This window comes from Bacillus cereus group sp. BfR-BA-01524, from assembly GCF_022662595.1.
In the GTDB taxonomy this organism is placed as follows: domain Bacteria; phylum Bacillota; class Bacilli; order Bacillales; family Bacillaceae_G; genus Bacillus_A; species Bacillus_A thuringiensis_S.
Genome location: NZ_JAKUDW010000157.1, coordinates 1 through 7,923 on the forward strand (window position 1 = coordinate 1; position 7,923 = coordinate 7,923).

The window sequence follows — 7,923 nt, forward strand, 5'->3', positions numbered from 1 at the left end:
TTTTTTTTTTTTTTTTTTTGTAGGAAAATTCATATAGATTTTGAATTTAATAGTTTAGAAATATGAAAGTCTGTCCACACTGTTTGTAGAAGGGACGGTGGAGGAAATGAAAAAACAAGTTATTGCTTATCTTCTTATATTATTAATTGGTGCACAGTTACTTGTGCAGTTTGGATATATGAAAGCTGATGCAAAAGGGCCTTCAGTTATTCCGAAAGAGGCCGTTCGATTGCGAATTTTAGCAAATAGCGATTCAGATAAAGACCAGGCATTAAAGCGTAAAGTGCGTGATGAAGTAAAAGCACAAATTGATGGCTGGGTAGCGGATTTAACTTCATTTGAAGAGGCACGCAAAGTAATTCAAAGTCATATTCCAGAAATCGAGAAAACGGTGGAAAATACGTTAAAAAGAGAAGGAAGTAAAGAATCATTTCAAGTGAAATTTAGTAAGAATGTAAAGTTTCCTACAAAGGTATATGGGAATTTTATTTATCCAGCAGGAGAATATGAAGCAGTATTGATCACAATTGGAGAAGGTGAAGGGGCGAACTGGTGGTGTGTATTATTTCCACCAATGTGTTTCTTAGATTTTTCGAGTGGGACAGCTGTAAGAAAAGAAGAGCACGTTGTGAAGGCGGAATCTCCTGAAGAGGAGCAGGTGAAACAACTAGATGAGGAAGTAGTAAATACAGAAGAGAAGAAAGTGGATAAGGTAAAAGAAACGAAAGTTGTAAAGCAGGAAGTAGTAAAAAAAGTAACAGCTTCTGAAAAGAAAGTAGTAAAAAATGAAACAAAAGTTGAAGAGCAGCCTGTAAGTAAAGAAGAAAAAAAAACTGTGGAAAAAGTGGAGAAACCTGTGGAGAAAAAACAAGAAAAGCAAAATGAGTATGTAAAAGTAGAAGAGGAAGAAGAAAAGCCAGAAGTTAAATTGTTTATTGTAGAAGCTTTTACATCTTTATTCTCTAAATAGTACTATTAATAAATCCCTCCTCATATATAAAAATGAGGAGGGATTTATTATGAAGAAAGTGTATTTTGCTACGAAAGCAGATGTGGAAAGATTACATTCTTTTTTCGGACAAGCTAATAAAAAAGATGATAAAATAAATGAGTTGTACGCACAATTTATGATTTTGGAAGAGGCGGAAGAAATACGAGCTGTAATTGGTTATGAACAAAGTGGGGAAGATGTACTTATTCGTTCTTGTTTATTCACACCTCATGTGGATAAACAGACTTTCTTATATTTTTTTGAAATGTTTTTGCAGTATATGAAAGAAAAAAGTGTTCAACAATTGTACTTACTAACAAACCATCCACAATCTGTACCGATCTTTCAGTTTTTTGACTTTTTTACTATAGAAAAGGATGAGGTTCCAGAGGGAATTCAACAGTTAGAACATTTTTGTAAAAATATAAAAGAGCAGAATGCAATAATACTAAATTGTCAGCTATTCACAAAGTTATCCACGGATTAATTAGGTTTATCCACATTTTGTGGATAAACCTTGTTTGTCTTTTGGATAAATCTCATAGTAAACTAAAAATAGACAAGTATTTAAGGGTAGAAAAGGACGTGGAAAAAAATGCATACAAATATGTGGGTTGTGGATAATGTTGTGGAAAGAAAAAAATATTATCCACAGTTACAAGAAGCAGCAAAATTATTAAGAGAAAATGAGGCGGTTGCTTTCCCTACGGAAACAGTATATGGGTTAGGTGCAAACGCGATGGATGATGAAGCAATCGCGAAAATTTTCGAAGCGAAAGGAAGACCGAGTGATAATCCACTCATTGTCCACATAGGTACAAAATCTCAGTTAGATGGGATTGTGAAAGAAATTCCACCAGTTGCAGAGAAGTTAATGGCGCATTTTTGGCCAGGACCATTAACAATTATTTTGCCGAGAAAAGAAGGGATTTCAGAGAGGGTGACGGCGGGACTTAATACGGTCGGGGTAAGAATGCCTGATCATCCAGTTGCACTTGCTCTTATTGAAGAGGCGAATGTACCTGTTGCGGCACCAAGTGCGAATCGTTCAGGGCGTCCAAGTCCAACACTAGCTTCTCACGTATATGAAGATTTGAATGGGAAGATCGCAGGTATTGTTGATGGTGGTGCAACTGGAGTAGGCGTTGAATCAACTGTAATTGATTGTACAAGCACGGTTCCAACAATATTGCGTCCAGGTGGGATTACGAAAGAACAATTAGAAGCAGTGATAGGTACCGTTTCTTTAGATCCAGCTTTAAAGGATGAGAAGGAAAAACCGAAATCACCTGGAATGAAATACACACATTATGCGCCGAAAGCACCACTTAGTATTGTTGAGGGCTCACGTGAGTTTATTCAGCATCTTGTAGATGAAAAAAAGGAAGAAGGATTTAAAGTAGGCGTATTAACGACGGAAGAGTATCAGCATGTATATAGCGCAGATGTTATATTATCTTGTGGTGTTCGAAGTGACTTAGCTAGCGTTGCGACTAAATTATATGATGTACTTAGAACATTTGATGCAAGTGAAGTGGATGTTATTTTTAGTGAGTCGTTCCCTAATGAAGGAATAGGGAATGCTATTATGAATCGTTTAACAAAAGCGGCAGGACATCATATTATTATTGAATGATAAGGTACGATTAGCAAACAGAATATTTCTCCTTGGATAAGCATATTGTGAAGTAGCACGTCCAAGGAGGGGCATGAATGACGTTTGAAGAGCTAATACCTTTAATAATTATGGCATTCGCCTTAGGGATGGATGCGTTCTCGGTGAGTCTTGGTATGGGGATGATGCCCCTAAAGTTAAGACAAATCCTGTATATTGGTATGACGATAGGGATATTTCATATTATTATGCCGTTTATAGGAATGGTACTAGGTCGTTTTTTATCAGAGAAGTATGGAGATATTGCACATTTTGCGGGTGCTATTTTATTAATCGGACTAGGGTTTTATATCGTATATTCGACCATTTTACAAAATGAAGAGACTAGAACTGCCCCTATTGGAATTAGTTTATTCGTATTTGCATTTGGTGTTAGTATAGATAGTTTCTCAGTAGGGCTTAGTCTTGGTATTTATGGGGCACAAACAATTATTACGATATTACTTTTTGGATTTGTTAGCATGTTATTAGCGTGGATTGGTTTATTAATTGGTAGACATGCGAAAGATATGCTCGGTACATATGGTGAGATAGTAGGTGGTATCATTCTGGTTGGATTTGGATTATATATCCTTTTTCCTATATAATTTTATGTAGGAGGGAATTATGAACAAGCTATTGGAATGGTATGTTAAGTTTTTAACCTTCTTTCCTCGATGGCTAAGAAGACTTATAATTTGGGGTATTATTTTGCAAATTTCGATGTTAGGTTGGATTAAGTTAATTCGTGAATGGTGAGATAGTTCCTTTCTGTGAATATTTTGTTTGTACTATATTTATTGCACTAAAAATTACAGATATAGAAAGGATGAGATGAATGACGAGATTGAAGCAAGTTTTTGGTATTATTATTAGTTTTTTTGTTTTTTGGTTTAGTATGCTCGGTGTACAAATGTTTGCTGAGTTTTTAGATATTGAGTCATTGAAATTTGTTGCGGGAAAGACTGAGGCGGCGCGTGCCTTTTACTCTCCGTACCCGTTTTTAATTGTTTTTCTTATTACACTGCTTTCCTTATACTTCTTCGTAATTAAGCTAGGGAAACCGAAAAAAGAAAAACTGCCTACTTTAGAGGAAAAGAAGGAAGAATTACAATGATAAAATCCCCTGCTAAAAAGCAGGGGATTTTTATGTTTGAGTGATGGCAGGAATTGAGCTGCCTTGCTTTTAAATATATCCAGTTCCAGCGGCTAGAATGGTCGGTGGCTTCGCGTCTTCCTGCGAGGCAAAAAGCGCCTCTACGTCAGAAGCTCCATCCCCCTCCCATTCTGAACGGGCCGCTTCTGCTTTTAGATATTATCCAGTTCCAGTGGCCAGCTCTTCGCATCTAAGAACCTCCCGCACGAAAGGTAAAAAGCACCTTTTGTGCGAGAGAACCTTAGCTGGTCAGAGCTAAACGGGCCACTTCCACTTTTAAACTGGCCTAACTAATTCAAATTGTTCTCCTAATTTTGCATAGTTGTGTCCTGCTAGGCGACTTATTGGCTTGAGTCCTTCTGCGTGAATGCGCCCTTTTTCATATAGATGTTCGGCAACGTGGAAACGAACGACGCGTCCAATTAGTAGATCACAAGCTGGTGAGTCTTCTGTTCCACCAAGTGGAATTGCACGTTCTAATACGCATTCCATTCGAATATTTGCTTCTTTTACACCTGGAACGGAGATGGCTTCACTTTCAATTGGTGTTAGTTTTGCTAGTTCAATTTCACTTTCATTTGGCGGGAGATTGGCTGCTGTTTCGTTAATTGCTGCTACATATGATTCGTCAGAAATATGTACGACAAATTCACCTTTTTCAATTGCGTTTCGGGAAGTGTCCTTTCTTTCTCCGGCTTTTCGTTGTACAGAAACGGAGATAAGTGGTGGATTAGCAGCGACAATATTGAAATAACTATATGGTGCGCCGTTTAATACACCGTCTTTTGTTACAGAAGTAACGAATGCGACTGGGCGTGGAATGATGCTTCCCGTTAATAATTTGTAATTCTCTTTTTCCGATTGTTCATTTGGATTAATGGATAACATGCTTAAAATCCCCTTTCTAAATATGACGACTTATTGTTTGTTTACAAGATGTTAGTGGAAAACTCCTGCTGGAAAAATATTTTTTTGGCTTTTTTGTAAACGAGACAAAAAATGTATATGTCGATAAGAATAAGTATTGCTGTTTTGATGCAACAAAGTGTGTTTGTCATTTATATGCCAAATAAGGATTTAATTTATAAATGACAAACAATGATGGAACTAAGATAAAGCGAAAATTTTAGAAATGGAAGTGTTAATTAAGAGAACGGCGGTAAAAAAAGTGTAGGACGTGATTCCTGAATTTTATTTTCATCATTTTCTTTAGCAGCTTGTCCTGTTTGTCTCGTATTTTGTCCACCCTTTTTGGCAATTTGTCCGCCTTGACTAGCATTTGTTCCTGCGTTTCCGCTAATCTGTCCATTTCTATCAGCTGTTATTGTAAATCCAGCCTTCCCGCCTTGATTTGCAAGGTTATTGTTGTTGTCATTGTAGTTGTAAATGTTGACGTGGATGTGAATTTCAATTGGAAGATCATCTTTGCTGAGTTTGAAGGAGGAAGTTGCTTCTGTTTGTTCTGTGTTAGTGTTTTTATATTTTTGAGAACGACGGTTCGCCATAAGAATGTTCGCTCCTATCTTTTTTTCTGCTCAGCTTAAAGCCCATCTTCCGCCGGTGCTGAAATGTTTTCATCAGCGCTTTCTTCGCCGTCGGCAACACCAGCCTCGAATTCGCTTCTTTTGATTATGTTTTCACTATCCTCTCTAGCAACTTGTCCCATCTGATTCGCATTCTGTCCGCCTTTTTTAGCAATTTGTCCACCTTGACTTACGTTTGTTCCACCTTTTCCGCTAATTTGGCCACCACCAGTCGCTGTTAATTCGAGTCCAGCTTGTCCACCTTGATTAGCAAGATTATTATTGTTTTTATTCTTATTTTTGTTTTTAGCCTTCGCTTTTACTTTGCTTTCATTATCATTTTCGTTAGTTGGATCCATTTCTTCTTCTAGAAGTTTTTTATCGTGGTTTTTCATAAGATTTTTCCCCCTTATTATATTTAATACTAGTAGCATATGTTTGGCTTTTAAGTGTGATTGGGGGTTGTCCTATGAGTTGGAATTTAAAAATTTCTTCAATGAAAAGTATTGGATTTTCCTAGTGAAAAAAATTATAGATTAAAGGAATGCTGAAATCCCCCAAGCTGCTTTCTTGGGGGATGAAGAGTAACATGACATAAAAATTAAAGTAAAACGTATGCGCCAGGTCCGATTAAAGCTACACCAACAGCAACAGCGATTAACATTAAGTTATATTCATATCCATTTTGTGTTACCCAGTAACCATTTTTTCCGTGAACAGTGAAGATAGCCATTAACATTGTTCCAACGATAAATAATGAACCAACTACAATGAAAATACCTGATGCGAATAAGAAACCACCTAGTAATTCAGTTGCGCCAGCCATAAATGCCATAAATACACCAGGGCGTAAACCGATTGACTCCATCCAGCCACCTGTTCCTTTTAAACCGTAACCGCCGAACCAACCAAATAATTTTTGAGCACCATGACCCATGAATGTAATTCCTATAATAAGACGAATAATAAGTAGACCGAAATCCATCATTTTTAAAAACCTCCTAAAAGTTATTAACTTACCTTGTGTAAGTAATGATAAAATAGTTACTTACTTTAGTCAAGTGGATTTCGAAAAAAGTTTGAATTAAATTTTACAAATTAACAACAAAAAATAAAATGTGGTAAAGACCTCTAGACAAGTTGGGCAAAAAAAGAGAAAATATAAATAGAAGTTAACTTCTTATTGTTATTCAGACAATCAGAATTGACTGGAATTTTGTGAAGCGCTACAATAAGAGTCTATTAGTAATGACGTAATTTATTTCGAAAGCGTTTTTACAGTATAATATTCGAAGTATGAAGTCTTACATGTATCCCGAGCTTTACTAGGGATTGCCCTATAAACTTTTAGGTAAATTATAAGGAGGACTATCCTATGTTTAAAAAATTATTCGGTCTTGGTTCAAAAACAAATGAAGAAACAATCGTAGCTCCATTAACTGGAGCAGTGAAAAATATTGAAGAAGTACCAGATCCAGTATTCGCTGGTCGTATGATGGGTGACGGTGTTGCAATCGATCCTACTGAAGGTGTAGTTGTATCTCCAGTTGATGGTGAAATCGTACAATTATTCCACACAAAACATGCTATCGGAATTAAAGCGAAAAACGGAACAGAAATTTTAATCCACGTTGGATTAGAAACTGTAAAAATGGAAGGCGAAGGTTTCGAAGCTCACGTTTCTGAAGGCCAAGCTGTAAAAGCGGGAGATAAATTAATCTCATTCGACTTAGAATTAATCCGTGAAAAAGCGAAAAGCACAATTACTCCAATCGTTATTACAAACACAGATGCAGCTGAGTCTATTAAGACAACTGTAGGCGTAGCAGCTACAAAAGGTTCAACAGAAGTAATGAAAGTTACAATGAAATAATGGTCGTATAAGAGGAATCCGTTTCGTATGAAATGGATTCCTTATTTTTGTTGCATATTCAGTAGGTATGTTAAAATACTCTAGGCACTTGGAAATAGGGTTTCACATATATGTGGATAAGGCGCATTTTTCTTAGAAAAAATATAAGAGAAATGCGCCTTTTGTATATTCACATTTCTTTTGTTCTATTCTAATGTAAGTTATGATGAGTGGTAAGAAATCGAATATAGGGGTGGGTTTGGATGAAACGAGTGTTATTTGTTTGTACTGGCAATACATGTCGTAGTCCAATGGCTGAGGCGTTGCTTCGTCATCACGGAGGAGATAGGTTTGAAGTGCAATCTGCTGGTGTTTTTGCCTATCCTGGGAGCGATGCATCGGTACATGCGAAGGAAGCTTTAGCTGAAAAAGGAATTTCAATTGATCATGCCGCGCAGCAAGTAAACGAAACTTTGCTTGATTGGGCTGATATTGTCGTAACGATGACAGAAAATCATAAACAAATTGTATTTGGGCATTATCCGAGCGTTGAAAAGAAATTGAATACATTATATGGATTAACTGAAGATATAGACAAGGACATTTCAGATCCATTTGGAGGCTCGCTTTCTATTTATAAAGAAACGTTAGATGAGATGGAAAAACTTGTACAAACTTTACTGAAAAAACATTCAGTAGGTTGATGTTTCGTGTATAATACGATATTGGAGATCACTTCGTACTATT

General features: G+C 36.6%; 12 protein-coding genes. 8 read left to right on the forward strand and 4 right to left on the reverse strand.

Going from position 1 to position 7,923, the window contains the following annotated elements:
• Positions 1 to 106 precede the first annotated feature (106 nt).
• The 6 genes from spoIIR to MR170_RS29025 all read left to right on the forward strand — a co-directional run bounded on the left by spoIIR (position 107) and on the right by MR170_RS29025 (position 3,762).
• Positions 107 to 970: a stage II sporulation protein R gene (gene spoIIR / locus MR170_RS29005; protein WP_242310381.1), complete on the forward strand. Its 864-nt coding sequence runs from the start codon at positions 107 to 109 to the stop codon at positions 968 to 970.
• A 49-nt stretch (positions 971 to 1,019) separates the two neighbouring features.
• Complete coding sequence (locus MR170_RS29010) at positions 1,020 to 1,478, forward strand: GNAT family N-acetyltransferase (protein WP_000758437.1); 459 nt, start codon at positions 1,020 to 1,022, stop codon at positions 1,476 to 1,478.
• 108 nt (positions 1,479 to 1,586) lie between these two features.
• Positions 1,587 to 2,627, forward strand: coding sequence for an L-threonylcarbamoyladenylate synthase (locus MR170_RS29015; protein ID WP_050844751.1), 1,041 nt, complete (start codon positions 1,587 to 1,589; stop codon positions 2,625 to 2,627).
• 77 nt (positions 2,628 to 2,704) lie between these two features.
• Positions 2,705 to 3,253: a manganese efflux pump MntP gene (locus tag MR170_RS29020; RefSeq protein WP_016079646.1), complete on the forward strand. Its 549-nt coding sequence runs from the start codon at positions 2,705 to 2,707 to the stop codon at positions 3,251 to 3,253.
• A 19-nt stretch (positions 3,254 to 3,272) separates the two neighbouring features.
• On the forward strand, positions 3,273 to 3,404 hold the full coding sequence (locus MR170_RS32345; protein ID WP_001037634.1) for a hypothetical protein: 132 nt from the start codon (positions 3,273 to 3,275) through the stop codon (positions 3,402 to 3,404).
• A 79-nt stretch (positions 3,405 to 3,483) separates the two neighbouring features.
• Positions 3,484 to 3,762, forward strand: a complete 279-nt coding sequence (locus MR170_RS29025) for a DUF3935 domain-containing protein (protein WP_000197471.1) — start codon at positions 3,484 to 3,486, stop codon at positions 3,760 to 3,762.
• A 315-nt stretch (positions 3,763 to 4,077) separates the two neighbouring features.
• Here MR170_RS29025 and MR170_RS29030 read toward each other — a convergent pair whose 3' ends face one another.
• The 4 genes from MR170_RS29030 to MR170_RS29045 all read right to left on the reverse strand — a co-directional run bounded on the left by MR170_RS29030 (position 4,078) and on the right by MR170_RS29045 (position 6,312).
• Positions 4,078 to 4,689 (reverse strand): flavin reductase family protein, encoded by a 612-nt coding sequence (locus tag MR170_RS29030; protein ID WP_016079647.1) that lies wholly within the window; start codon positions 4,687 to 4,689, stop codon positions 4,078 to 4,080.
• Between the two features lie 257 nt (positions 4,690 to 4,946).
• A complete protein-coding gene (locus tag MR170_RS29035; RefSeq protein WP_016079648.1) occupies positions 4,947 to 5,306 on the reverse strand; it encodes a hypothetical protein in 360 nt (119 codons plus the stop codon).
• Positions 5,307 to 5,341: 35 nt separating this feature from the next.
• Positions 5,342 to 5,719: a hypothetical protein gene (locus MR170_RS29040; protein ID WP_016079649.1), complete on the reverse strand. Its 378-nt coding sequence runs from the start codon at positions 5,717 to 5,719 to the stop codon at positions 5,342 to 5,344.
• A gap of 206 nt (positions 5,720 to 5,925) precedes the next feature.
• Positions 5,926 to 6,312, reverse strand: a complete 387-nt coding sequence (locus MR170_RS29045; RefSeq protein ID WP_000968616.1) for a DoxX family protein — start codon at positions 6,310 to 6,312, stop codon at positions 5,926 to 5,928.
• A gap of 387 nt (positions 6,313 to 6,699) precedes the next feature.
• Between MR170_RS29045 and MR170_RS29050 the strand changes: the two genes are divergently transcribed.
• The gene (locus MR170_RS29050; RefSeq protein ID WP_000473665.1) at positions 6,700 to 7,197 is read left to right on the forward strand and encodes a PTS sugar transporter subunit IIA; all 498 of its coding nucleotides are present in this window, start codon (positions 6,700 to 6,702) and stop codon (positions 7,195 to 7,197) included.
• A gap of 242 nt (positions 7,198 to 7,439) precedes the next feature.
• A complete protein-coding gene (locus MR170_RS29055; protein WP_242310384.1) occupies positions 7,440 to 7,880 on the forward strand; it encodes a low molecular weight protein arginine phosphatase in 441 nt (146 codons plus the stop codon).
• Positions 7,881 to 7,923 lie beyond the last annotated feature (43 nt).

What these genes read in the sequence shown, in the direction of transcription:
- MR170_RS32345 (WP_001037634.1), top strand. Translation starts at nt 3,273, where the DNA reads ATGAACAAGCTATTGGAATGGTATGTTAAGTTTTTAACCTTCTTTCCT.
- MR170_RS29035 (WP_016079648.1), bottom strand. Translation starts at nt 5,306, where the DNA reads ATGGCGAACCGTCGTTCTCAAAAATATAAAAACACTAACACAGAACAA.
- MR170_RS29010 (WP_000758437.1), top strand. Translation starts at nt 1,020, where the DNA reads ATGAAGAAAGTGTATTTTGCTACGAAAGCAGATGTGGAAAGATTACAT.
- MR170_RS29055 (WP_242310384.1), top strand. Translation starts at nt 7,440, where the DNA reads ATGAAACGAGTGTTATTTGTTTGTACTGGCAATACATGTCGTAGTCCA.
- MR170_RS29015 (WP_050844751.1), top strand. Translation starts at nt 1,587, where the DNA reads ATGCATACAAATATGTGGGTTGTGGATAATGTTGTGGAAAGAAAAAAA.
- MR170_RS29030 (WP_016079647.1), bottom strand. Translation starts at nt 4,689, where the DNA reads ATGTTATCCATTAATCCAAATGAACAATCGGAAAAAGAGAATTACAAA.
- MR170_RS29050 (WP_000473665.1), top strand. Translation starts at nt 6,700, where the DNA reads ATGTTTAAAAAATTATTCGGTCTTGGTTCAAAAACAAATGAAGAAACA.
- MR170_RS29025 (WP_000197471.1), top strand. Translation starts at nt 3,484, where the DNA reads ATGACGAGATTGAAGCAAGTTTTTGGTATTATTATTAGTTTTTTTGTT.
- spoIIR (WP_242310381.1), top strand. Translation starts at nt 107, where the DNA reads ATGAAAAAACAAGTTATTGCTTATCTTCTTATATTATTAATTGGTGCA.
- MR170_RS29045 (WP_000968616.1), bottom strand. Translation starts at nt 6,312, where the DNA reads ATGATGGATTTCGGTCTACTTATTATTCGTCTTATTATAGGAATTACA.
- MR170_RS29040 (WP_016079649.1), bottom strand. Translation starts at nt 5,719, where the DNA reads ATGAAAAACCACGATAAAAAACTTCTAGAAGAAGAAATGGATCCAACT.
- MR170_RS29020 (WP_016079646.1), top strand. Translation starts at nt 2,705, where the DNA reads ATGACGTTTGAAGAGCTAATACCTTTAATAATTATGGCATTCGCCTTA.